At 52.2% G+C, this 20,708-nt stretch carries 23 protein-coding genes; 22 read left to right on the forward strand and 1 reads right to left on the reverse strand.

Going from position 1 to position 20,708, the window contains the following annotated elements; translation table 11 throughout:
* Positions 1 to 42: 42 nt before the first annotated feature.
* From E6C74_RS00930 to flhB, 17 genes are all read left to right on the forward strand, one after another.
* Positions 43 to 1,095 carry an ATP-binding protein gene (locus E6C74_RS00930; RefSeq protein WP_136482468.1) on the forward strand — a complete coding sequence of 351 codons (1,053 nt, stop codon included), beginning with the start codon at positions 43 to 45 and terminating at the stop codon, positions 1,093 to 1,095.
* 2 nt (positions 1,096 to 1,097) lie between these two features.
* Positions 1,098 to 2,504 carry a sigma-54 dependent transcriptional regulator gene (locus tag E6C74_RS00935; RefSeq protein ID WP_168796920.1) on the forward strand — a complete coding sequence of 469 codons (1,407 nt, stop codon included), beginning with the start codon at positions 1,098 to 1,100 and terminating at the stop codon, positions 2,502 to 2,504.
* Positions 2,505 to 2,599: 95 nt separating this feature from the next.
* Entirely contained in the window at positions 2,600 to 2,911 is a 312-nt protein-coding gene (fliE, locus tag E6C74_RS00940; protein ID WP_136482472.1) for a flagellar hook-basal body complex protein FliE, read from the forward strand.
* Positions 2,912 to 2,927: 16 nt separating this feature from the next.
* Complete coding sequence (gene fliF, locus E6C74_RS00945; RefSeq protein WP_136482474.1) at positions 2,928 to 4,673, forward strand: flagellar basal-body MS-ring/collar protein FliF; 1,746 nt, start codon at positions 2,928 to 2,930, stop codon at positions 4,671 to 4,673.
* Positions 4,666 to 5,721: a flagellar motor switch protein FliG gene (gene fliG / locus E6C74_RS00950; protein ID WP_136482476.1), complete on the forward strand. Its 1,056-nt coding sequence runs from the start codon at positions 4,666 to 4,668 to the stop codon at positions 5,719 to 5,721. Before fliF ends, fliG begins: the two co-directional genes overlap by 8 nt.
* Before the next feature lie 96 nt (positions 5,722 to 5,817).
* On the forward strand, positions 5,818 to 6,627 hold the full coding sequence (gene fliH / locus E6C74_RS00955) for a flagellar assembly protein FliH (RefSeq protein ID WP_136482478.1): 810 nt from the start codon (positions 5,818 to 5,820) through the stop codon (positions 6,625 to 6,627).
* Positions 6,627 to 7,949, forward strand: coding sequence for a flagellar protein export ATPase FliI (fliI, locus tag E6C74_RS00960; protein ID WP_136482480.1), 1,323 nt, complete (start codon positions 6,627 to 6,629; stop codon positions 7,947 to 7,949). Before fliH ends, fliI begins: the two co-directional genes overlap by 1 nt.
* 4 nt (positions 7,950 to 7,953) lie before the next feature.
* A complete protein-coding gene (gene fliJ, locus E6C74_RS00965) occupies positions 7,954 to 8,406 on the forward strand; it encodes a flagellar export protein FliJ (protein WP_136482482.1) in 453 nt (150 codons plus the stop codon).
* A 184-nt stretch (positions 8,407 to 8,590) separates the two neighbouring features.
* Positions 8,591 to 10,609, forward strand: a complete 2,019-nt coding sequence (locus tag E6C74_RS00970; RefSeq protein WP_136482484.1) for a flagellar hook-length control protein FliK — start codon at positions 8,591 to 8,593, stop codon at positions 10,607 to 10,609.
* Between the two features lie 32 nt (positions 10,610 to 10,641).
* Positions 10,642 to 11,139, forward strand: coding sequence for a flagellar basal body-associated protein FliL (gene fliL, locus E6C74_RS00975; protein ID WP_136482486.1), 498 nt, complete (start codon positions 10,642 to 10,644; stop codon positions 11,137 to 11,139).
* Between the two features lie 7 nt (positions 11,140 to 11,146).
* Positions 11,147 to 12,214 (forward strand): flagellar motor switch protein FliM, encoded by a 1,068-nt coding sequence (fliM, locus tag E6C74_RS00980; RefSeq protein ID WP_136482487.1) that lies wholly within the window; start codon positions 11,147 to 11,149, stop codon positions 12,212 to 12,214.
* A gap of 5 nt (positions 12,215 to 12,219) precedes the next feature.
* The gene (fliN, locus tag E6C74_RS00985) at positions 12,220 to 12,630 is read left to right on the forward strand and encodes a flagellar motor switch protein FliN (RefSeq protein WP_136482489.1); all 411 of its coding nucleotides are present in this window, start codon (positions 12,220 to 12,222) and stop codon (positions 12,628 to 12,630) included.
* Between the two features lie 3 nt (positions 12,631 to 12,633).
* Positions 12,634 to 13,023 carry a flagellar biosynthetic protein FliO gene (fliO, locus tag E6C74_RS00990; RefSeq protein ID WP_136482491.1) on the forward strand — a complete coding sequence of 130 codons (390 nt, stop codon included), beginning with the start codon at positions 12,634 to 12,636 and terminating at the stop codon, positions 13,021 to 13,023.
* 37 nt (positions 13,024 to 13,060) lie between these two features.
* Positions 13,061 to 13,900 carry a flagellar type III secretion system pore protein FliP gene (fliP, locus tag E6C74_RS00995; RefSeq protein WP_136482493.1) on the forward strand — a complete coding sequence of 280 codons (840 nt, stop codon included), beginning with the start codon at positions 13,061 to 13,063 and terminating at the stop codon, positions 13,898 to 13,900.
* A 12-nt stretch (positions 13,901 to 13,912) separates the two neighbouring features.
* Positions 13,913 to 14,182: a flagellar biosynthesis protein FliQ gene (fliQ, locus tag E6C74_RS01000; protein WP_136482495.1), complete on the forward strand. Its 270-nt coding sequence runs from the start codon at positions 13,913 to 13,915 to the stop codon at positions 14,180 to 14,182.
* Positions 14,183 to 14,190: 8 nt separating this feature from the next.
* Complete coding sequence (fliR, locus tag E6C74_RS01005; RefSeq protein WP_136482497.1) at positions 14,191 to 14,973, forward strand: flagellar biosynthetic protein FliR; 783 nt, start codon at positions 14,191 to 14,193, stop codon at positions 14,971 to 14,973.
* Between the two features lie 24 nt (positions 14,974 to 14,997).
* Positions 14,998 to 16,128 carry a flagellar biosynthesis protein FlhB gene (flhB, locus tag E6C74_RS01010; protein WP_136482499.1) on the forward strand — a complete coding sequence of 377 codons (1,131 nt, stop codon included), beginning with the start codon at positions 14,998 to 15,000 and terminating at the stop codon, positions 16,126 to 16,128.
* 57 nt (positions 16,129 to 16,185) lie between these two features.
* On the opposite strand, the gene smrB is transcribed toward flhB, so the two are convergent.
* Positions 16,186 to 16,740: an endonuclease SmrB gene (gene smrB / locus E6C74_RS01015; RefSeq protein ID WP_136482502.1), complete on the reverse strand. Its 555-nt coding sequence runs from the start codon at positions 16,738 to 16,740 to the stop codon at positions 16,186 to 16,188.
* Between the two features lie 64 nt (positions 16,741 to 16,804).
* Between smrB and prmB the strand changes: the two genes are divergently transcribed.
* The 5 genes from prmB to E6C74_RS01040 all read left to right on the forward strand — a co-directional run bounded on the left by prmB (position 16,805) and on the right by E6C74_RS01040 (position 20,687).
* Positions 16,805 to 17,737, forward strand: coding sequence for a 50S ribosomal protein L3 N(5)-glutamine methyltransferase (prmB, locus tag E6C74_RS01020; protein ID WP_136482504.1), 933 nt, complete (start codon positions 16,805 to 16,807; stop codon positions 17,735 to 17,737).
* A gap of 266 nt (positions 17,738 to 18,003) precedes the next feature.
* Positions 18,004 to 19,089, forward strand: coding sequence for a chorismate synthase (aroC, locus tag E6C74_RS01025; protein WP_136482506.1), 1,086 nt, complete (start codon positions 18,004 to 18,006; stop codon positions 19,087 to 19,089).
* Positions 19,090 to 19,240: 151 nt separating this feature from the next.
* Positions 19,241 to 19,771, forward strand: a complete 531-nt coding sequence (locus E6C74_RS01030) for an elongation factor P hydroxylase (protein ID WP_136482508.1) — start codon at positions 19,241 to 19,243, stop codon at positions 19,769 to 19,771.
* Between the two features lie 10 nt (positions 19,772 to 19,781).
* Positions 19,782 to 20,045, forward strand: a complete 264-nt coding sequence (locus tag E6C74_RS01035; protein WP_136482510.1) for a YfcL family protein — start codon at positions 19,782 to 19,784, stop codon at positions 20,043 to 20,045.
* Positions 20,046 to 20,162: 117 nt separating this feature from the next.
* Entirely contained in the window at positions 20,163 to 20,687 is a 525-nt protein-coding gene (locus tag E6C74_RS01040; protein ID WP_136482512.1) for an NADPH-dependent FMN reductase, read from the forward strand.
* Positions 20,688 to 20,708: the final 21 nt, after the last annotated feature.

A 20,708-nucleotide genomic window follows, 5' to 3' on the forward strand; every position in this document is an offset into this window, starting at 1 on the left:
GCGTTACAGGCTATTGTTGTATTTAGAGGCAGATTTCCGACGATGGACCACGCAGCGCAAGAACAGCATTCTCATTTAGACTCCCTTGAGCATCAGGTGGAGCGCTACAAACAAGTACTGGATGTTATGCCAGCCGGAGTGATTTTGCTCGATACCCAGGGCATAGTGCGTGAAGCCAACCCTGAAGCTCAGCGTCTGCTTGACGTGCCGCTGCTGGGTGAGCGCTGGTATACCATTATTCAGACCGCTTTTGCACCGCGCGAAGATGACGGCCACGAGATCTCGCTGCGTAACGGACGTAAGGTTCGTTTGGCTATCTCGGCATCGGCGACCGGACAACTGATTCTTATCACGGATCTGACGGAAACCCGGCTGTTACAGTCGCGGGTCAGCGATCTGCAACGTTTGTCATCGCTGGGCCGCATGGTGGCGTCATTGGCGCATCAGGTCAGAACACCGTTGTCGAGCGCAATGCTGTATGCCTCCAACCTGTCAGCGCCTAATCTGCCTCAGCCCACTCGCGAACGTTTCCAAAGCAAACTGATGGATCGCTTGCATGACCTGGAAAAACAAGTTAACGACATGCTGCTGTTCGCCAAAGGTGGTGATAACAAAGTGATTCAGCCTTTTACGGTGGCCGATCTGGTGAATGAATTTTTGCCGATGATCGAAACCGCAGTAAAAAATAATCAGATTGATTACGGCCAGGAAGTGGAGCAGCAAGAGACCCAACTGATGGGTAACGTTAATGCGATCGCTTCTGCGTTAAGTAATCTGGTGATGAATGCGATTCAAATCGTCGGTAAAGGTGCTCAAATCGATGTCTTTTTCCGACCGGTGAATGGGGTATTAAAAATTTCTGTGCAGGACAATGGGCCAGGTGTGGCGAAAGAGCTACAACAAAAAATTATGGAGCCTTTCTTTACCACCCGTTCACAAGGCACCGGCCTTGGTCTTGCGGTTGTACAAATGGTGTGTCGTGCACACGACGGCCAACTTGAGTTGATTTCTGAACCGGGGGATGGTGCCTGTTTTACCATGTGTTTGCCTCTGGAGCGTCAACCACACACGTCTCACTCAGATTCGGGAGAATGATGATGGCTCAAAGTAAAGTCTTAATCGTTGAAGATGATGAAGGTCTACGCGAAGCACTGGTAGACACTCTGGCATTAGCGGGCTACGAATGGCTTGAAGCCGATTGTGCCGAGGATGCGTTGTTGAAACTGAAAACCTATCCGGTTGATATTGTGGTCTCTGACGTGCAAATGGCCGGAATGGGCGGCCTGGCCCTGCTGCGTAACATCAAACAGCATTGGCCGAATCTTCCGGTGCTGCTGATGACCGCGTATGCCAATATTGAAGATGCAGTGTCGGCGATGAAGGAAGGGGCGATTGATTATATGGCCAAACCTTTCGCACCTGAGGTGTTGCTTAACATGGTCAGCCGTTACGCTCCGGTGAAATCGGATGACAATGGTGATGCTGTGGTCGCGGACGAAAAAAGCCTTAAGTTGCTGAGCCTGGCAGAAAAAGTCGCGAAAACCGACGCGAATGTCATGGTTCTGGGGCCAAGTGGTTCCGGTAAAGAAGTGATGTCCCGTTATATCCATAATGCGTCACCGCGTAAAGCCGGCCCGTTTGTTGCCATCAACTGTGCTGCGATTCCGGATAACATGCTGGAAGCAACCCTGTTTGGTTACGAGAAAGGGGCATTTACCGGTGCGGTTCAGGCTTGTCCGGGCAAATTTGAGCAGGCTCAGGGCGGTACTATTTTGCTCGATGAGATCAGCGAAATGGATCTCAACCTGCAGGCCAAACTACTGCGTGTGCTGCAGGAGCGTGAAGTGGAACGGCTGGGCAGTCGCAAGAGCATCAAACTGGATGTGCGTGTACTGGCAACCAGTAACCGTGATCTTAAAGCTTACGTGCAAGAGAAAAAATTCCGCGAAGACCTTTATTATCGTCTCAATGTTTTCCCAATCGCCTGGCCGGCGCTGTGTGAGCGGAAAGGGGATATTGAACCGCTGGCCATCCATCTGGTTGAGCGTCACTGTAAAAAGCTTGGTCTGGCGGTTCCGGCAGTTTCTGAAAGTGCAATCAATAAGTTGCTGAGCTATAACTGGCCGGGTAACGTGCGCGAGCTGGATAACGTGATTCAGCGCGCTCTGATTCTGAGTGACCAGGACAGCATTGATCAGCAGCATATTTTGCTGGAAGGCCTCGACTGGCAGGATGCAAGCAGCTTGCAGAGTGCGGTGGAAAGCGGAGACGTGGCCGCGGTAGAGATTAAGCCGGTTGCCGAGGCCGACTTTGCCAAATCAATCAGCGCGAGCAGCGGTTTAGGCGGCGAACTGCGCGATCAGGAGTACGCCATCATCATGGATACCCTGGTGGAATGTGAAGGACGACGTAAAGAGATGGCCGAGAAGCTTGGTATCAGCCCGCGTACTTTGCGCTACAAACTGGCCAAAATGCGTGATGCCGGAATCGATATTCCGGGCTGAGTGAGCGTTGCGGTGCATGGCACATAACTTGCTGGATCTGACTAAAAGGTGATTCACAACGGGCTTGAGTCAAACAATTGGCATCTGAGGTAATAATGAGATTAGACGGCTTACAAAGCGAAATGCAGGCGATGATGATCGAAGCGGGTAACAGCCGCCCTGCAGCAACAGGACAAAAAGTTGGCGCTGATTTTGGCGATATGCTCGCTCAGGCCATCAATAATGTGAACGCTCTGCAAAAATCATCCGGTAATTTACAAACCCGTTTTGACCGTGGTGACGAGGGGGTTTCTCTGTCGGATGTGATGATCGCCCGCAACAAATCGAGTGTGGCTTTTGATGCCACGATCCAGGTACGCAATAAGTTGGTTGAAGCGTACAAAGAACTGATGAACATGCCAGTGTAATTGTAGGATTTGAACTGTGGCTGAAGATAAGCAAACAACTGATTTGGCACTGTCCGGCTCTGGCGGAGATCAGGCCCTGCTCGCCGGCGCGGATCTTGACGGCGTGGCGCAGAATCCCGATCTGGATGAGAAAAGCTCATCCAAGATGGATTTTGCTATGGGTGATCTGGATCTGCTGCGTCAGATCGTGCTGGTTCTGTCCATTTCGATTTGTGTTGCTTTGATCGTGATGCTGTTTTTCTGGGTCAAAGAGCCGGAAATGCGGCCGCTTGGCGCCTATGAAACGGAAGAGTTGATTCCGGTGCTGGATTACCTGGATCAGCAAAAACAAGATTACAAACTGGATGGCAACACCATTTTGGTGCCGAACAGTGACTACAACAGCCTCAAACTGAACATGGTGCGCGCCGGCCTGAATCAATCCCGGGAAGCCGGTGATGATATCCTGTTGCAGGATATGGGGTTTGGGGTTTCCCAGCGTCTCGAGCAGGAACGTTTAAAACTGAGCCGGGAACGCCAGCTGGCCAAAGCGATCGAAGAGATGCGTCAGGTGAATAAAGCGCGTGTTCTGCTGGCACTGCCGAAACAGAGCGTATTCGTGCGTCATAACCAGGAAGCGTCCGCCTCAGTATTTTTGACCCTGCGTACCGGCTCCGACCTGAAACAAGAAGAAGTGGATTCGATTGTCGATATGGTCGCCAGTGCGGTACCGGGGATGAAACCGACCCGGGTCACGGTCACGGATCAACACGGTCGTCTGCTCAGCTCCGGTTCACAGGATCCGGTCTCTGCGGCACGCCGCAAAGAGCAGGAGCAGGAGCGCAAGCAGGAAGACAACCTGCGTGAGAAAATTGACTCGGTGCTGATCCCGATCCTTGGCCTGGGTAACTACACCGCTCAGGTGGATGTGGAACTGGATTTCAGCGCCATTGAACAAACGCGCAAAAGCTTTGACCCGAACACGCCATCGACCCGCAGTGAATATACACTGGAAGATTACAACAACAGTAATACGGTCGCGGGGGTTCCCGGCGCTCTAAGTAACCAGCCGCCGGCGGATGCCTCGATTCCGCAGGATGTCGCGCAAATGAAAGACGGCTCGCTGATGGGACAGGGTTCGGTGCATAAAGAAGCCACCCGCAACTTTGAGCTCGATACGACCATCAGCCATGAGCGTAAGCAGACGGGCGTAATTAACCGCCAAACCGTGGCCGTTGCGGTGAAAAACCGTGCCAGTGTTAATCCGGAGACCGGCGAAGTGACCTACACTCCGCTGAGTGAAAGTGAGCTAAACTCTATCCGACAGATTCTGATTGGTGCGGTGGGCTTCAGTGAAAATCGCGGTGACCTGCTCAATGTATTGAGTATGCAGTTTGCCGAGCCTGAAATAGAGCCGCTGGCCGATGTGCCAATTTGGGAGAACCCGAATTTCAGTGACTGGATTCGCTGGCTGGCGAGTGCACTGGTTATCATCGTTGTGGTGCTGGTGCTGGTTCGCCCGGCGATGAAAAAACTGCTCAACCCTGTAGCAGAAGACGACGAACAACTGTATGGCCCGGATGGCCTGCCTATCGGAGCGGATGGTGAAACCAGCCTGATTGGCAGCGACATTGAAGGCGGAGAACTGTTTGAGTTTGGTTCGGGGATTGACTTGCCGAATCTGCATAAGGATGAGGACGTGCTGAAAGCCGTACGTGCTCTGGTGGCCAACGAGCCGGAACTGGCGGCTCAAGTAGTGAAGAACTGGATGCAAAATGCCTGACGAAATCGTACCACGTAATGCCGGCGGTGAAGTGGCTGAAACCAAAATTGATATTGCCTCAATACCGGGTGATGAACGTGCAGCAATCCTGTTGCTGAGCCTGAATGAAGAAGATGCGGCCGGGATTATCCGCCATCTGGAACCCAAGCAAGTTCAGCGGGTCGGTAGTGCGATGGCGCGGGCTAAAGATCTGAGCCAGGATAAAGTCAGTGCGGTGCACCGTGCATTTCTGGAAGACATCCAGAAATACACCAATATCGGTATGGGTAGCGAAGACTTTATGCGTAATGCTCTGGTGGCAGCACTGGGAGCGGACAAGGCCAACAATCTGGTTGACCAGATTCTGCTCGGTACTGGTTCGAAAGGTCTCGATTCACTCAAATGGATGGATCCGCGTCAGGTTGCCAGCATTATTGTTAACGAGCACCCGCAGATCCAGACCATTGTCTTGTCTTACCTTGAGCCGGATCAGTCGGCGGAGATACTGGCCCAGTTCTCCGAACGTGACCGTCTCGATTTGATGATGCGAATTGCCAACCTGGAAGAAGTTCAGCCATCCGCACTGGCGGAGCTGAACGAGATCATGGAGAAACAGTTTGCTGGTCAGGCTGGTGCGCAAGCGGCTAAGATTGGTGGCCTGAAAGCAGCGGCCGATATCATGAACTACCTCGACAATAACATCGAGGGAGCTCTGATGGATCAGATGCGCGACCAGGACGAAGATCTGGCTACTCAGATCCAGGATCTGATGTTTGTGTTCGAGAATCTGGTCGAAGTCGACGATCAGGGGATTCAGAAACTACTGCGCGATGTTCCGCAGGATGTGCTGCAACGTGCGCTTAAAGGTGCCGATGACGCGCTACGTGACAAGATCTTCAAGAACATGTCCAAGCGTGCTGCTGAACTGATGCGCGATGACCTGGAAGCGATGCCGCCGATCAAAGTGTCGGATGTCGAAGCGGCCCAGAAAGAGATTCTGGCCATCGCTCGTCGTATGGCGGATAACGGTGAACTGATGTTGTCCGGCGGCGCCGACGAGTTCCTGTAACACAATCTATTTTGTCAGGGGCTGTTGACCTGATGACAGCAGCAGACCCGGGCCGGCTGATTCAGCGGGCCCTTTTTTATCTTGGGTAGGGATGGTATGTCTGGAGAAAGAAAACGCGGTTTTATTCGTTTAGGCTCAGAATCAGAAGTGGCCGCCGAACCGCCAAAAAAATGGGGTCTGCCTGATTACAGTGCTGAACAGCATAAAACGGCTCGGGAAACGGCGATGAACTACGACCCGAGCTGGATGCCGAATTTTGATGAGCCGGAAGAAGAAGAACCGGTGCAACTGACCGAGCAGGATATCGAGCTGATTAAGCAGGCCGCTTACCAGGAAGGTCTGGAACAGGGTAAAGCGGAAGGCTATCAGCAAGGTTTCGAGCAGGGCAAAGAAGCGGGCTATAACGTCGGCCATGAAGAAGGCTTAGTTGCGGGGCAGGCCGAAGGCATAGAAGCCGGGCAGGCGGTGATAGAAGAACACGTGAATACCTTTATTGGTCTTGCCAATCAGTTTGCCCAGCCGCTGGAGTTGATGAACGCCCAGGTTGAAAAGCAGCTGGTGGATATGGTGCTCACTTTGGTCAAAGAGGTGGTGCACGTAGAAGCGCAGACCAACCCGCAAGTGATACTGGATACAGTCAAAGGTTCGGTGGAGGCGCTGCCGGTTTCCGGCCACGCCATTACGTTAAAACTCAACCCGCAAGACTGCGAGATTATCGAACAGGCTTATGGTGAACAACAGTTGCAATTACGTAACTGGACGCTGGTGAGTGAACCGGCTCTCAATCGCGGCGATGTGCAGATTGAAGCCGGCGAATCGAGCGTCAACTATCGGATGGAAGAGCGCATCCGATCTGTATTGCAGAGTTTTTGTGGTACCAACCGTCATCAGCAAGGTAATGAATAATGTTAGCGTTGGCAGAACGTCTTGCACAGTATAAAACCCAGGGGTTGACTAGTCGTCCGATTGCCTCTGGCAAACTGGTACGTGTGGTCGGACTCACCCTCGAAGCGACCGGTTGCCGCGCGCCAATTGGCAGCTTGTGCCGGGTCGAGACCATGTCCGGCGAGATGGAAGGCGAAGTGGTTGGTTTTTCCGGCGACAGTTTGTTTTTGATGCCAAGTGAACAAATAACCGGGGTTCTGCCCGGGGCAAAAGTGACCCCACTGACGGAAGAGACCGGACTGGCGGTCGGCATGGAACTGCTTGGCCGGGTGATTGATGGTGTGGGCAATCCGCTCGACGGACTTGGCCCGATTTATACCGACCAACGCGCCTCTTTCAACGCTCAGCCGATTAACCCGCTGGCACGCAAACCGATCAGTGAGCCGCTTGATGTGGGCATCAAGGCCATCAATGGCCTGCTCACGGTCGGTAAAGGACAGCGTATCGGTCTGTTTGCCGGTTCAGGTGTCGGTAAATCGGTCACGATGGGCATGATGACCCGGGGCACGACAGCGCAGGTGGTCGTGGTCGGTCTGATTGGTGAACGGGGCCGCGAGGTTAAAGAATTTATTGAAGAGATCCTCGGGGTGGACGGACGCCAGCGTTCTGTGGTAGTCGCCGCGCCAGCGGACTCCTCTCCACTGATGCGGCTCAAGGGATGTCAGACGGCGCTCACGATTGCTGAATACTTTCGTGATCAGGGTCTGGATGTCCTGCTGCTGATGGACTCACTGACCCGTTTTGCTCAGGCGCAGCGGGAAATCGCGCTCTCGGTTGGTGAACCGCCAGCGACCAAGGGTTACCCGCCATCGGTGTTTGCCAAGCTGCCCGCGCTGGTGGAACGGGCCGGTAACGGCGGTTCGCAGCAAGGCTCGATTACCGCATTCTTTACTGTGCTGACCGAAGGCGATGATTTGCAGGACCCGATCGCCGATGCGTCCCGGGCAATTCTGGATGGCCATATCGTGCTGTCACGGGAAATGGCCGATGCCGGCCATTATCCGGCGATCGACGTTGAGAAATCTGTCAGCCGGGTCATGCCACAAATTACGACAGATGAGCACGTGCTGATGTCCAAGGCGGTACGTCAGGTATTGTCTATTTGCCGTAAAAATCAGGATCTGGTGTCGATTGGTGCCTATAAGCCGGGCACTGACAAAGCGATCGACAGTGCCTTTACTCTCAAGCCGCGCCTGGATCTCTATCTGCAGCAAGCGATGAAAGAATCCGTCCCTTACGAGATGTGTGTCAGCATGCTGAAAAATGTGCTGAGCATGGAGTAACATCATGGATAACGCATTACAGTTTTTGCTGGAGCAGGCCAAAGATAACGAAGATAAAGCTGTCCTGGCGCTCAACAAGGCGCGCACTGAGCTGGAAGGTTATTATCAGCAAATCCGTCAGATTGAGCAGTATCGTCTGGAATACTGCCAGCAACTGGTTGAGCGTGGCCAGTCCGGGCTGACGGCCAGTCAATATGGTCACCTCAACCGCTTTCTGACTCAGTTGGATGAAACTCTGGCCAAGCAGCGCGATGCAGAACACCACTTTAAAAATCAGGTCGTCAATTGTGAGCAGCATTGGATGGCGGTACATAAACAGCGCCGATCTTACCAATGGCTGATCGATAAGAAGCAGACCGAAAAACAGCGCGCAGAAAATAAGCGCGAGCAGAAGCTGATGGATGAGTTTTCGACCCTCAGCTTTAACCGACGTCGTTCCGGTTCCAGTTTGAGCTGAGTTTATTGGGCCATTGACGTGCTTGGCGTAGATTTTGCAGAGTAGTAATGTGCAGAGTAGTAACAGATATCCGTGAGTCTCATCTCTGCAGATTAAGTACAAAGTGCTGTCCGACGCAGTTGTGCACGTGACAGTGGATTCGCTGCCGTTTAGGTGTGCAGCCTGAAATACGAGCTAAGTAATTATGAACGTCAACTCAACCTCATCTGCTGTTGATAATAGCAAAGCCACCAATGTGGTTAAGTCTGCGGGACAACAGGTCCAGCAGGATGAAAGCGGGGAAAATTCCGGCTTTTTGAGCAAATTATCGGCTCTGCTGTTTGGCGCCTCTGACCAGAGCGAATCCAGTGATGTCAAAAAAGCGGCCGGGCAGTCACAAGCTGCATTAGTTTCTACGCAAGATAAGCTTTCTGCGCAAGATAAGCTTTCGACTCAAGACCAGCAGTCTGCAGCGGATGGCAAGCTTATTAGTGTTGATAGCGGACAAGATGCGGCTGAGGGACTGCTCGAACAAGGTGACGGTGATGAGCAGACTCCGTCAGCCAAAGGGCAGCCAGCGGAGACGCAGCCTGATATCCCTAAGAATTTACAACGCTTTATTGCTGACGAAAGTGACAGCAAGCAAGGCGTGAATGCCACAAGCCAGCAAGTCATGAGTGACGGCGATGCGCTGATAGGCCGCTTAAAAGACGCCAATCAGGCACTGGCTGCCAGTAACGGCAACATTTTGCCTCCGTTCCCTGCTCAGCCTGCAAGCCGAGGTCATAGTGAAGATGATCTGTCATTGCGCGCCGCGTCGGAATCCGTTCAGGTCGTTCGTCCGATGAGTGCAAAGGGTGTGCTCAGCAGTGCTATAACCGGCAACGCTCAGCTAACCGCACCCGGTACTCCGCTCAGTGCTGCACAGGGGGCAGAGATCACCCAGTTGCTGGCCGAGCAGTTAACCAGGTTAGGATTGGATGATCAGATGAGCACCGAAGAACTGCAAGAGCTGACACCGCAGCAGGCAGCGGCTATCCTTGCTGCTTTGAAGGCCGAGTCGGCTCAGCCTGCGTCTGCGGATCCTGAACTCAGCTCTGCCAACAAGTCGGGAGAAGTTAAGATTCAATCTGCTGCTGCCGATAGCCAGAGCTTAGCGCAGCTTGCGCAAGGAGTTATGCATGATAAAGGTGACGCTACACCTGGCGTTGTCGCAGTGACGGCGGATTCAGCACGACTCGCGAACTCGCGGGCAGAGAGTCAGGTTTCTGCAGACAATGCGCCGCACTTAACCGCTGTGGCACAAGGTGTTGCAGCCGCAGCAGGTTCGGAGCTCGCCAGCGCTCAGACGACGTTGGGCTCTTCTGAGCAAGCAGACAAAATTAAGTCGGGAGTACACCATAATCCGGCTGGTGCAGCGCAGCAGCTTATCAACCAGTGGCAAACTGCTCAGCAACAATCTACTCAGCAAGCCGGCGCGTCAACCCATAATGTACCGGTCCAGGATGCCACTAATAGCGCGACTGTCACCACCAATGCCGCCAATCCGGCTGGCGTTAATCCGGCGCTTAATCCTGCAATGCTGGCCCAAACTGAAAGCCTCAGCCCGGCAGCATTAAAAGCTGCACTCGCAGGTAGCGGGATAGGTAAGCTGACCAACAGTAAAACAGGCCAGCCTGGTCAGGACTCGGCTTTTGCTAGCCAGGTGGCAACGGCTGCTGGTCAGCAGGGTATGAATGCCACGTCGTCCAACCTGCGTGCAGAACCAACCCAGGCTCAGCCGCAGATGCCGCTGCATCTGAGTAAGGAAATGGATGTGGATGATATGGCACAACGGGTCCAGATGATGATGTCTAAAAACCTCAAGCAGATTGATATTCGTCTCGACCCGCCTGAGCTGGGCCGTCTCCATATCCGCATGAACATGCATGGTGACGGAGCCAGCGTACAGTTCACCGTGGCCAACAACCAGGCGCGTGATGCGCTGGAACACTCTATGCCCCGCCTGAGAGAAATGTTGTCTCAACAAGGCGTTCAGCTTGGAGATACTTCGGTACAACAACAGAATTCAGGCCAGCAACAGCGTTATGCGGCAGGGGGGGGCGGTCAATCCGGTCATTCCTCAGCCAACGAGCGTTTTGCTGGTGAAGAAAATCTTGATACAGACGTCAAACTTGATTTGAATGTGGCTGCAAAGCGTGATGGAATCAGTTATTACGCTTAAACTAAATACAAAATAACGACATAGAGTAAGTTATGGCTGTTGAAGAATTACCTGATGGTGCCCCGAAAAGTAAAAAGAAACTGATGATCATCATCATTGCTGCTGTCGTATTGCTACTGGGCGGCGGCGGTGCGGCTTTCTTCCTGATGGGCTCAGATGGCAGCGAGCAGGCTCAGGAAGAAAGCGCTGAGAAAGTTGAAACTGTCGCTGAGCCGGTCTCTTACGTCAACATTGCCCAGCCGTTTGTGTTTAATGTCAGCGGTGATGCGCGTGAGCGTATGGTGCAAATTAAAGTGCAGCTCATGGTGCGTGGCACTGAAAACGAAGATCAGGCCCGTTACCATTCGCCGTTAGTTGAAAGCACGCTATTAAGTACCTTTGCTTCCGCTACGGTTGAGCAACTGCGCAGCGCCACTGGCCGTATTGACCTGCGCGACCAGGCGACAGACGATATCAAAGCAGCCATGACCAAAGTCGTCGGTAAGCCTGTGATTGAGCGGGTTCTGTTCACTGACTTTGTTATGCAGTAGGTGACGTGTGACTGATCTATTAAGCCAGGACGAAATCGATGCTCTGCTCCACGGTGTGGACAGTGTCGATGACGTTGAAGAAGAGTTAGATAGCTCCGATACCAGTGCGGTATCTTTCGATTTCTCCTCACAGGATCGGATTGTGCGCGGCCGAATGCCGACCCTGGAGCTGATCAACGAACGCTTTGCCCGTCACCTGCGTATCAGCCTGTTTAATATGCTACGCAAGACCGCAGAAGTGTCGATTAACGGCGTACAGATGATGAAGTTCGGAGAGTATCAGAACACCTTGTACGTACCGACCAGCCTGAATATGGTGCGTTTTCGCCCTTTGAAAGGCACAGCGCTGGTCACCATGGAGGCACGCCTGGTATTTATCCTGGTGGAAAACTTCTTTGGTGGCGATGGCCGCTACCACGCGCGGATTGAAGGTCGCGAGTTCACCCCGACCGAACGCCGTGTTATCCAGCTTCTGCTTAAAATTGTATTTGCTGATTACAAAGATGCCTGGGCGCCTGTGATGGGGGTGGAATTCGAGTATCTCGATTCGGAAGTGAACCCGAGCATGGCCAACATCGTCAGCCCGACCGAAGTGATTGTGGTCAGTTCGTTTCATATTGAAGTGGATGGCGGCGGCGGTGATTTTCACATAGTGATGCCGTACTCCATGGTGGAACCGATTCGGGAACTGCTGGATGCCGGTGTGCAGTCAGACAAGATGGAAACCGACGTACGCTGGAGCTCGGCACTGCGTGAAGAAATTATGGATGTCCCGGTCAATTTCCGCGTCAACCTGCTGGAGCAGGATCTGGCGCTGCGTGACCTGATGGAACTGCAGGTCGGCGATATTATCCCGATCAATATGCCCAAACATGCCACCATGTTTGTCGAAGAGTTGCCGACCTACCGGGTTAAGATGGGACGCTCGGGCGATAAACTGGCAGTGCAGGTATCGGAAAAAATTAAACGCCCGGATGTGGTAAAGACCGATCTCGCTTTCTTTGGTAAGGACATTATTGCCGAGCTGGAAGATGACGAGGAGGATGATGAAATGACGCTGGACAAGAATAGGTAACAAAGATGTCAAAATCAGAAGATCAAAAGCTTGCAGACGAGTGGGCTGCGGCACTGGGGGAAGACCCGAATGCGCCAGACGTTGATGTCGATGAGATTCTGGCGGCGCCACTGGATGAGTTGAAAGATAGTGCTCAGCCTATTTCAGATGATGAGCGGCGCAAACTGGATACCATTATGGATATCCCGGTCACCATTTCGATGGAAGTGGGGCGCTCTAAGATCAGTATCCGAAACCTGCTGCAACTTAACCAGGGCTCGGTCGTCGAGCTGGATCGCATCGCCGGTGAATCGCTGGATGTGATGGTAAACGGCACTCTGATAGCCCATGGCGAGGTGGTGGTCGTGAATGATAAGTTTGGTATCCGTCTGACCGATGTGATCAGCCAGACTGAACGCATTAAGAAACTGAGATAGCTTATGAAAAAGCTCATAAGCCTGGCGCTGTTTTCGACCCCGGCATTGGCGGTGGAGAATAATCAACTGGACCTGGCGACCACGCTGGGTTCTTTGATTTTTGTCATCGCGCTGATTCTGGCCATGGCCTGGATGCTCAAGCGTATGCGGGTCCCCGCGTTTGGTCAGCAGAAAGGACTGAGTGTGATCAGGCAACTGGCCGTCGGAACCAAAGAGCGGGTGATGATAGTACAGGCGGGGGAAGAGCAGTTCCTGATAGGGGTAACCGCGCAATCTGTTCAACTGATCTCAAAACTGGACAAGCCACTCCAGCCACAGGAGACGGAAGCGGCTTCTTTTACTAATCAACTGACCCAGCTACTGAAAAAACATGATAATAAACCCTCTGTTTAAGCGCTTGCCCGACCGACTGTCCTGGATAGCTGTGCTTATGTGGTTGTCTGCACTGCTGTTTGCGCCGTTGGCCAGTGCACAGCAGGAACTGGAAACCCCCATCCCTGCCACCGCCGCCGGCGCTGAAAATGTGACGGTTTCGGCGATGGAACGCGAGCAGGGGGCGGCCCGGACGATGGCGCTGGGCTCAAGCAGTGGCGGCGGGGGCATTCCTGCCTTTACCATGACGACAACTGCCGATGGCGGCGAGGAATACTCGGTCAATCTGCAGATCCTGGCCCTGATGACCATGCTCGGCTTCTTGCCGGCCATGGTCATTCTGATGACCTCGTTTACCCGTATCGTCGTGGTAATGTCGATTCTGCGTCAGGCGATGGGGCTGCAGCAGACGCCGTCCAACCAGGTGATTATCGGCATTGCTGTGTTTCTGACCTTTTTTATCATGTCACCGGTTCTCAACCGCATTAATGACCAGGCCGTACAGCCTTACCTCAATGAACAGATCACCGCCCGGCAGGCTTTTGATTTGGCTCAGGAGCCGATGAAAGATTTTATGCTCAAGCAGACCCGGGTGAAAGATCTCGAGACCTTCGTCAATATTTCAGGATCTGAGGCGCAGAATCCTGAGGATGTCTCTATGGCCGTGCTGATTCCGGCTTTCATTACTTCTGAACTTAAAACGGCTTTCCAAATCGGCTTTATGCTGTTTTTGCCGTTCTTAATCATCGATTTGGTCGTTGCTTCGGTACTGATGGCGATGGGTATGATGATGTTGTCGCCGATGATTGTTTCGTTACCGTTTAAACTGATGCTGTTTGTGCTGGTGGATGGATGGAATCTGATTCTGTCAACCCTGGCGGGCAGTTTTGCCTTATAGCAGGAGCATTGAATGACACCAGAAGTCTTTGTCGAGCTGTTTCGTGATGCGCTGTGGATGGTCCTGATTATGGTCTGTGCCATCATAGTGCCGAGTCTGCTGATTGGTCTGGTGGTGGCGATATTTCAGGCCGCAACCTCCATTAACGAACAGACGCTGAGTTTTTTGCCGCGTCTTATCGTGACTTTGCTGGCGCTGATGGCGTTTGCGCACTGGATGACGCAAATGCTGATGGAATACTTTTATTCCATCGTTGAGCGCCTGCCTCAGGTGCTGTATTAGGCTGGCGTATGGAATATCCTGCCAGCGTCGTCCTCGATTTTATCGCCAACTATTTTTGGCCCTATACCCGCATTTCAGCCATGCTGATGGTGATGAGTGTCACCGGGGCGCGATTTGTTTCCACTCGTATCCGGCTTTATCTCGGTCTGGCGATTACCTTTGCCGTTATGCCCGCTATCCCAGCCGTTCCTGCTGATCTGCAACTGCTCTCTTTTCAGGGTTTTATGACCACGCTGGAGCAGTTGATCATCGGAGTGGCGATGGGTATGGTGACCCAGTTTATGGTACAGACCTTTGTGATGCTGGGCCAAATTCTCGGCATGCAGGCGAGTTTGGGTTTTGCTTCCATGGTCGATCCTGCCAACGGTCAGAATACGCCGCTGCTCGGTCAGCTGTTTATGTTTCTCGTCACCCTGTTTTTTCTTGCCACCGATGGGCATCTGAAAATGATCCAGCTGCTGGTGATGAGTTTTAAAAGTCTGCCGATTGGCTCTGGCTCGCTCACCGCGGTTGATTTTCGCGAGCTGGCGTTGTGGCTTGGGACCATGTTTAAAGTGGCCCTTAGTATGTCACTGTCAGGCATCATCGCCCTGCTGACAGTCAACTTATCCTTCGGGGTGATGACCCGCGCTGCGCCGCAGCTGAATATCTTTTCACTCGGTTTTGCCTTTGCGCTGATGGTCGGCTTGCTGCTGTGCTGGTATATCATCAGCGGGCTCTATACTCATTATGATCTGTACTGGAATCAGGGCGAACAGCAGGTGTGCAGTCTGATCCGGTTAACATGTTAATTCACGGCGTGTCAGGAGGCTGAATTGGCAGAATCAGACGGACAAGAAAGGACCGAAGACGCCACCCCCCGACGGTTGCAACAGGCGCGAGAAAAAGGCCAGGTTGCCCGGTCGAAGGAGCTGGCGTCTGTGTCGGTACTGGTGGTCGGCGCTTTATCTCTGATGTGGTTCGGAAAGTCGATGGCCAGCGGTTTGCTGACTGCGATGGGGCGGCTTTTTAACCTCAGCCGGGAAGAGATTTTTGACGTCAACAAACTGTTCGACATCATTTCCGGTGTGCTGGTGCAGTTGCTGATGCCGCTGCTGCTTATTCTGGTGACGTTATTTATTGCGGCGCTGATTGGTGCAGCCGGCGTCGGCGGGATCAGTTTCTCAGCCGAAGCTGCGATGCCAAAATTATCCAAGATGAATCCGCTCAGTGGTATCAAGCGCATGTTTGGCATGCAGAGCTGGGTTGAGCTGATTAAATCGATTCTCAAAGTACTGCTGGTGGCCGGGATGGCGTTTTATCTGATTGAAGCGTCGAAACAAGATCTGTTTCAGCTCAGTCTGGATGTCTTTCCGCAAAATATTTTTCATGCCCTGGACATTCTGCTTAATTTTGTCTTGCTGATCAGCTGTTCACTGCTGGTGGTGGTGGCGATCGATATTCCGTTTCAGATCTGGCAACACGCCAATCAGTTGAAAATGACCAAGCAGGAAGTCAAAGACGAATACAAAGACACCGAAGGTAAACCTGAGGTGAAAGGACGGATTCGGATGCTGCAACGCGAGGCTGCGCAGCGGCGTATGATGGCTGATGTACCGCAGGCGGATGTTATTATTACCAACCCGGATCACTTCTCGGTTGCGCTGCGTTATACACAAAACCGCGACCGGGCGCCGGTGGTGATAGCGAAAGGGGTTGATCACCTCGCCCTGAAAATTCGTGAAGTGGCACGGGAGCATGACATTATGATCGTGCCGGCTCCGCCCTTAGCGCGGGCTTTGTATCATACCACTGAACTGGAACAGGAAATTCCTGACGGATTGTTTGTTGCTGTGGCCCAGGTACTGGCTTATGTGTTCCAACTGAAACAATATCGGCGTAAAGGTGGCGAACGACCTAAACTGAAAGAAGAGAATATGCCGATACCGGATGAGATGAGGTACTAAAGGGCTATGACTCACAGATTAAGCCATAGCTACTCAGAATTATTTTTTGCTGACTGACTATTTTTCTGGGACTGACAGCAGAACCAGTAGTGCACCGGCACCGCCAAATTCCAGCGGTGCCTGGTGGAAAGCCATCACATCCGGATGCTGGGCCAGCCACAATGGCACCTTCTGTTTGAGAATGTGTTTACCAATGCCGTGTTGGACGCAGGCACAGTGGGTACCTTCTTTGATGCAGTAGGCGATCATGGCGCCAAGCTCACGTTTGGCTTCCTGTTGCGTCATGCCATGCATGTCGAGGAAAACATCCGGCACATAGACTCCGCGTCGCAGACGTTTGACCTCGTATTTGGACACATCGCTGCGCGCGTAACGAGTCGGCCCCTCTTCACTGAGCAGGGGGACGAACTCATCGGAAAAGTAGAAATCGTTGTCGCGGGCTTCGCGCGCGGTACGACGGGTTTCTTTTTGTTTAGGATTTCTGTTTGGCTCCTGGATTATGGTATCCTGCGCCAACTTTTTAACGCCCTTTACTGCATCCTGAAATAAAGCGAAATCGTCATCGGTGTCGACTTCATAATTGTCGTTGAATTCGGTCTCTTTTTTGCTCATTTGGGATTAGATAATCTGTTATAAATCGAAATTGGCAGTATTGTAGCGCTTTTCGGAGGCAAGTTTGGATAAGATTTTTGTAGAAGAGGCGGTTTCAGAGCTGCATACGCTTCAAGATATGATTCGTTGGACGGTGAGTCGCTTTAACGCTGCGAACTTATTTTATGGTCACGGTACCGACAATGCGTGGGATGAAGCGGTTCAACTGATCCTGCCAACCCTTTATTTACCGATTGATGTGCCTCCTCATGTGTTGAACTCACGCCTGACGACCAGCGAGCGTTTGCGTGTGGTTGAGCGTGTGGTGATGCGGATTAAAGATCGCACCCCGGTGGCTTACCTGACCAATAAAGCCTGGTTCTGCGGCCTGGAATTTTTTGTTGATGAGCGGGTGCTGGTGCCACGTTCACCGATTGGTGAGCTGATTCAGGCTCAGTTTGAACCTTGGCTGGTAGAAGAGCCGCAACGTATCATGGATATGTGTACCGGCAGTGGCTGTATCGCAATTGCCTGTGCACACGCATTCCCTGATGCAGAAGTGGATGCGATTGATATTTCGGCGGCAGCGCTGGAAGTGGCTGAGCAAAATATCCAGGACCACGGACTGGAACAGCAAGTGTACCCGATTCGTTCTGACCTGTTCCGCGATCTGCCAAAAGAGCAGTACGATGTGATTGTCACCAACCCACCATATGTGGATGAAGAAGACATGAACAGTCTGCCGGATGAGTTCCGTCACGAGCCTGAACTGGGTCTGGCGGCCGGAACCGACGGCCTTAAGCTGGTGCGCCGTATTCTGGCGAATGCCCCGAATTACCTGACTGAGAAAGGTATTTTGATCTGTGAAGTGGGTAACTCGATGATTCACATGATGGAGCAGTACCCGGAGATCCCATTTACCTGGATTGAGTTTGAACATGGTGGTCACGGCGTATTCATGCTGACCCGCGATCAGCTGCTGGCGTGTGCCGATGAGTTTGCACTCTATCTGGATTAACCAGCACTGAGCTGTATACATAGTTAAGACAGTTGTCTAGAACACCGGCTTTGCAGCCGGTGTTTTTTTATCTTTTTAATGGCTGATCGTATGTAAATCAGTGGATTGGAAAGGTGATGCCCATTTTAGGGAGAAAGATTGCACAAATTGTGCAAGCTTAGGCTTTACATCAAATCGTAATAAAGCGACTATGATTCCACGAAGAATAGTAATGAGTGCTGCGGGCGTCGCGTTCAACGTGCGCAGCAAGCTAATTTGAGGACATAATGGCAGGAAACAGTATCGGACAACATTTCCGGGTAACGACATTCGGAGAAAGTCACGGTATCGCACTGGGATGTATCGTAGACGGTTGCCCTCCGGGGTTAGAAATCAGTGAAGCAGATCTGCAGGTCGACTTAGATCGTCGTCGTCCGGGCACATCGCGTTATACCACGCAGCGCCGCGAAGCGGATGAAGTAAAGATTTTGTCGGGTGTGTTTGAAGGTAAAACGACCGGCACTTCGATTGGTCTGCTGATTGAAAATACCGATCAACGTTCCAAAGATTATTCCGACATTAAAGATAAGTTCCGTCCGGGACACGCTGACTATACCTACCATCAGAAATATGGGGTGCGTGATTATCGTGGCGGTGGCCGCTCATCGGCTCGCGAAACCGCGATGCGTGTTGCCGCCGGTGGTATTGCCAAGAAATACCTCAAACAGGAATTTGGCATCGAGATCCGAGCTTATCTGGCACAGATGGGCGATGTTGCGATCGATAAAGTGGACTGGAACGAAATCGATAACAATGCGTTCTTCTGTCCTGATGTCGATAAAGTGGAGGCTTTTGACCAACTGATTCGCGATCTGAAAAAAGAAGGCGATTCGATTGGTGCCAAAATTCAGGTTGTTGCCACCAACGTACCGGTTGGTCTTGGTGAGCCGGTATTTGACCGTCTGGATGCAGACATTGCGCATGCACTGATGAGCATCAATGCGGTCAAAGGGGTGGAAATCGGCGATGGTTTTGATGTAGTGCAGCAAAAGGGCAGTGAGCATCGTGATCCACTGACTCCGCAGGGTTTCAGCTCTAACCATGCTGGCGGTATTCTGGGCGGTATCTCAACCGGCCAGGACTTAGTGGCGAATATCGCGCTGAAACCGACCTCGAGCATTACGGTTCCGGGCGATACCATTACCCGTACCGGTGAGCCAACTCAGCTGATCACTAAAGGTCGTCACGATCCTTGTGTCGGTATCCGTGCGGTACCGATTGCCGAAGCTATGCTGGCGATTGTGGTTCTTGACCATCTGCTGCGTCATCGCGGGCAGAATTTTGGTGTCACCACTGACACTCCGGTTATCTGATAATCCGAGCTCTTCACCCCAAAAACGCCCTCATGTGAGGGCGTTTTTGTTGGTGCAGAGCCGAGGTTGTCACACGCTGGCTGATTGCACTTTACCCGCCGCGAAAAAATCGCCAAAATGCGCGCTGTCGATGACTGTTAACCTTAATCTTATGTCCCACCAATATTCCGATTTGATCGCTATTTTCGATCAAACCTTTTTTGCTGATTTTAACACCCGTCTGGTGCGCGGTGATGACGAGCCGGTTTATCTGCCTGCTGATGACAGTACGCCTTACCACAGGATCATTTTTGCCCGCGGTTTTTATGCCTCGGCGTTACATGAAATATCTCACTGGTGTGTAGCGGGTCCTGAGCGCCGTTTGCTGGAGGATTTTGGCTACTGGTACGAACCAGACGGACGAACGGAAGCGGTTCAGGCCCGGTTTGAGCAGGTAGAGGTGCGCCCTCAGGCGTATGAGTGGATCTTCTCGTTGAGTGCAGGCTTTCCTTTTACGGTCAGTTGTGACAACCTTAACGGCGATTTTGAGCCGGACCGGCTGGCTTTTATGCACAAAGTGCAACAAGAAGTACGGTCGATTCTGGCCAGCGGATTACCAACCCGAGTGAACATGCTGTCGCAAGCGCTGCGCGCGTTTTACCACACGCCGCCGCTCAGTCCAGACCAATTTATTGTGAAGTAACGAGATAACTATGATTATTGAATTTGAAGAAAAACTCCTTGAGCTGATTGATACCCGTATCGCGACGGCGTCGGACGATGAGCTGTTTGCCGGTGGTTATCTGCGTGGTCATATTTCGTTATCCGCGGCAGCGTGTGAAGAAGAGGGCATTAATGATCTGAACGAGTTTAAAAGCCGTATCGAGAATAGCCTGGAACAGGCTCGTTCAGAGCTGACCCCGGCTGACCGCATCATTGTTGCCGATCTTTGGCAGGAATTGGCTGCTCAGGCCTGATGGCCGCATTATCGATCGTTCAAATTATTCGAATGAATCCATAAAAGTTTTATAGTTGTTGTTGAGCGGTCGAATGATTACTCTATCATCATCAACCGAACAGATAGGATTACCGACATGAAAGTTATCGCATTCGGAGCTAGTACTAGCTCAACATCAATTAACAAAGCATTAGCGACTTACACCGCTGGTCTTGTTGATGGCGCAGAGGTTAAAGTTCTGAACATCAGCGACTACAGCGTGCCTATGTTCAGCGAAGATCTGGAAAAAGAGATCGGCCAGGCTGAAGGTGCACAAGCGTTCCTGCGTGATTTGGCTGATGCTGACGCCCTGGTGATTTCGTACGCAGAGCACAACGGCCATTACCCGGCTGCTTTTAAAAACCTGTTTGACTGGGCAACTCGTATCGATCGCGAAGTGTTTAAGAACAAACCAGCGGTTTACCTGTCTACATCACCTGGCCCTGGCGGCGCGCAATCTGTTCTGGCTGCTGCAGTCGGTTCTGCACCTTTCTTTGCTGGTAACGTGAAAGCATCACTGTCTGTACCAAACTTCTACGATGTGTTTGATCTGGAAGCGGGTCAGGTGAAAGACGACGCGGTCAACGCTCAACTGAAAGAAGCGGTTGCTAAACTGGCTTAATGAGCTGACAACAGGTCGATG

It is taken from the genome of Vibrio sp. H11, from assembly GCF_004804295.1.
GTDB lineage: Bacteria > Pseudomonadota > Gammaproteobacteria > Enterobacterales > Vibrionaceae > Vibrio > Vibrio ostreae.

What these genes read in the sequence shown, in the direction of transcription:
- E6C74_RS00930 (WP_136482468.1), top strand. Translation starts at nt 43, where the DNA reads ATGGACCACGCAGCGCAAGAACAGCATTCTCATTTAGACTCCCTTGAG.
- E6C74_RS00935 (WP_168796920.1), top strand. Translation starts at nt 1,098, where the DNA reads ATGGCTCAAAGTAAAGTCTTAATCGTTGAAGATGATGAAGGTCTACGC.
- fliE (WP_136482472.1), top strand. Translation starts at nt 2,600, where the DNA reads ATGAGATTAGACGGCTTACAAAGCGAAATGCAGGCGATGATGATCGAA.
- fliG (WP_136482476.1), top strand. Translation starts at nt 4,666, where the DNA reads ATGCCTGACGAAATCGTACCACGTAATGCCGGCGGTGAAGTGGCTGAA.
- fliH (WP_136482478.1), top strand. Translation starts at nt 5,818, where the DNA reads ATGTCTGGAGAAAGAAAACGCGGTTTTATTCGTTTAGGCTCAGAATCA.
- fliI (WP_136482480.1), top strand. Translation starts at nt 6,627, where the DNA reads ATGTTAGCGTTGGCAGAACGTCTTGCACAGTATAAAACCCAGGGGTTG.
- fliJ (WP_136482482.1), top strand. Translation starts at nt 7,954, where the DNA reads ATGGATAACGCATTACAGTTTTTGCTGGAGCAGGCCAAAGATAACGAA.
- E6C74_RS00970 (WP_136482484.1), top strand. Translation starts at nt 8,591, where the DNA reads ATGAACGTCAACTCAACCTCATCTGCTGTTGATAATAGCAAAGCCACC.
- fliL (WP_136482486.1), top strand. Translation starts at nt 10,642, where the DNA reads ATGGCTGTTGAAGAATTACCTGATGGTGCCCCGAAAAGTAAAAAGAAA.
- fliN (WP_136482489.1), top strand. Translation starts at nt 12,220, where the DNA reads ATGTCAAAATCAGAAGATCAAAAGCTTGCAGACGAGTGGGCTGCGGCA.
- fliO (WP_136482491.1), top strand. Translation starts at nt 12,634, where the DNA reads ATGAAAAAGCTCATAAGCCTGGCGCTGTTTTCGACCCCGGCATTGGCG.
- fliP (WP_136482493.1), top strand. Translation starts at nt 13,061, where the DNA reads ATGTGGTTGTCTGCACTGCTGTTTGCGCCGTTGGCCAGTGCACAGCAG.
- fliQ (WP_136482495.1), top strand. Translation starts at nt 13,913, where the DNA reads ATGACACCAGAAGTCTTTGTCGAGCTGTTTCGTGATGCGCTGTGGATG.
- fliR (WP_136482497.1), top strand. Translation starts at nt 14,191, where the DNA reads ATGGAATATCCTGCCAGCGTCGTCCTCGATTTTATCGCCAACTATTTT.
- smrB (WP_136482502.1), bottom strand. Translation starts at nt 16,740, where the DNA reads ATGAGCAAAAAAGAGACCGAATTCAACGACAATTATGAAGTCGACACC.
- aroC (WP_136482506.1), top strand. Translation starts at nt 18,004, where the DNA reads ATGGCAGGAAACAGTATCGGACAACATTTCCGGGTAACGACATTCGGA.
- E6C74_RS01030 (WP_136482508.1), top strand. Translation starts at nt 19,241, where the DNA reads ATGTCCCACCAATATTCCGATTTGATCGCTATTTTCGATCAAACCTTT.
- E6C74_RS01035 (WP_136482510.1), top strand. Translation starts at nt 19,782, where the DNA reads ATGATTATTGAATTTGAAGAAAAACTCCTTGAGCTGATTGATACCCGT.
- E6C74_RS01040 (WP_136482512.1), top strand. Translation starts at nt 20,163, where the DNA reads ATGAAAGTTATCGCATTCGGAGCTAGTACTAGCTCAACATCAATTAAC.